General features: G+C 70.9%; 1 protein-coding gene. It reads right to left on the bottom strand.

Going from position 1 to position 2,334, the window contains the following annotated elements:
- Positions 1 to 2,334 (bottom strand): Rne/Rng family ribonuclease (locus HY68_RS17270; protein WP_157874446.1); only part of this gene is annotated, 2,334 nt, incomplete at both ends.

The following is a 2,334-nucleotide window of genomic DNA, read 5'->3' as shown; positions in this document are numbered from 1 at the left end:
GGGCCGGCGGCTCGGTGACGACCTCGGCCTCCACCGGCTCGGCGGTCCGCGGCGAACCGGCCGGGGCCGACGCCTTGCGGGACGCCCTGCGGCGGCCGCGGCCACGCGCCGAAGCCTCCGCCTCGGCCACGCTGTTGAACAGTTCCTCGTCCGGCGCGAACTCGGGCTCGGCGAACGGGACCGGGGTCGCCACCTCGGCGGCCAGCTCGGCCTCGGACTCCGTCTCCAGCTCGGGCTCGGTCAGGACGTCCGTGTACTCGTGCTCGTGGTCGTGGTCCGCACCCGAGGAACCGCCACGGCCGCGCTTCTTGGAGCGCTTGCCGTTGCCGCCGCCACCGGACGCCGTCGGCATCTCCATGTGGACGATGACGCCACGGCCGTTGCAGTGCACGCAGGTCTCGGAGAACGACTCCAGCAGCCCCTGGCCGACCCGCTTACGGGTCATCTGGACCAGGCCCAGCGAGGTCACCTCGGCGACCTGGTGCTTCGTACGGTCCCTGCCGAGGCATTCGAGCAGCCGGCGCAGCACCAGGTCCCTGTTGGACTCCAGCACCATGTCGATGAAGTCGATGACGACGATGCCGCCCAGGTCACGCAGGCGCAGCTGGCGGACGATCTCCTCGGCCGCCTCCAGGTTGTTCCTGGTGACGGTCTCCTCCAGGTTGCCGCCCTGGCCGGTGAACTTGCCGGTGTTGACGTCGACCACGACCATGGCCTCGGTCTTGTCGATCACCAGCGAACCACCGCTCGGCAGCCAGACCTTGCGGTCGAGCGCCTTCATCAGCTGCTCGTCGATGCGGTACGTCGCGAAGACGTCCACCTCGCTCGTCCAGCGCGTCAGCCGGTCGGTGAGGTCGGGGGCGACGTGCTCGACGTAGCCGTGGATGGTCTCCCACGCCTCGTCGCCGCTGACGATGACCTTGGTGAAGTCCTCGTTGAAGATGTCGCGGACGACCCGGACGGTCATGTCCGGCTCGCCGTAGAGCAGCGTGGGGGCGTTGCCGCCGCCCTTCGTCTTCTTCTTGATCTCTTCCCACTGGCCCTGCAGCCGCTCGACGTCGCGGCGCAGCTCGTCCTCGCTGGCGCCCTCGGCGGCGGTACGGACGATGACGCCCGCGTCCTCGGGGACGATCTTCTTGAGGATGGTCTTGAGCCGGGAGCGCTCGGTGTCGGGCAGCTTGCGGCTGATCCCGGTCATCGAGCCCTCGGGCACGTAGACGAGGTAGCGGCCGGGCAGCGACACCTGGCTCGTCAGACGCGCGCCCTTGTGGCCGATCGGGTCCTTCGTCACCTGGACGAGGACCGACTGACCCGACTTGAGCGCGGTCTCGATACGGCGCGGGCCGTTGGCCATGCCCAGCGCCTCGAAGTTGACCTCACCGGCGTACAGGACGGCGTTGCGTCCCTTGCCGATGTCGACGAAGGCGGCCTCCATGGACGGCAGTACGTTCTGCACCTTGCCCAGGTAGACGTTGCCGACGTAGCTGGTGGCCTGCTCCTTGTTGACGTAGTGCTCCACGAGCACGTTGTCCTCGAGAACGCCGATCTGGGTGCGCTCGCCGTTCTGGCGGACGACCATGACGCGCTCGACGGCCTCGCGGCGGGCGAGGAACTCGGCCTCGGTGATGATCGGCACCCGGCGGCGGCCCTGCTCGCGGCCTTCGCGGCGGCGCTGCTTCTTGGCCTCCAGACGGGTCGAGCCCTTGATGGACTGCACCTCGTCCGAGCTGGTGCTGTGCTCCCTGTCGCGTTCGCGCTCTTCCTTCTTGCGCGGCTCGCGGACCTTGACGACGGTGCGCTCGGGGTCGTCGGCGCCGTTGCCGCTCTCGGCCTCGCCACCGCCGTCACCGCTGCGGCGACGGCGACGACGCCTGCGCCTGCTGCTGGACGAGCCGCCACCGGAGGATTCGGCGTCGTGGTCGTCGTTGTCGTCGTGCTCGTCGTGGTCGTCCGCTTCGTCGGACTGTTCGGCGCGGTCGGAACGTCCGCCGTCGTCGGCGTGGTCCGTCCGGTCCGCGTGGTCCGCGTGGTCGTCCGACTGCTCGTCCTGCGACTCGTCCGTGTCAGCTGCCTCACCGCGACGGCGGCGACGGCCGCCCCTGCGGCGGCGGCGCGACGGGCGGTCCTCGTACTCGTCGGTGTCGTCGGCGTCAGCGCCGTCGGCGTCCTGGGCCTGCTCGTCCTCGTCGCCCGCTTCGTCCACGGGCTCCTGCGGCGTCTCCTGGACGGGCTGCGGGGCCTCCACCGGCTCGGCGGCGGCCTCACCACGGCGGCGGCGCCTGCTGCGGCGGCCCGACGGCTCGGCGGCGGGTTCGGGGGTGGCGGCGGCCGGTG

The sequence above is a fragment of the Streptomyces sp. AcH 505 genome (genome assembly GCF_000818175.1).
Lineage (GTDB): Bacteria > Actinomycetota > Actinomycetes > Streptomycetales > Streptomycetaceae > Streptomyces.
This window is presented reverse-complemented; position numbering and strand designations above follow the sequence as displayed.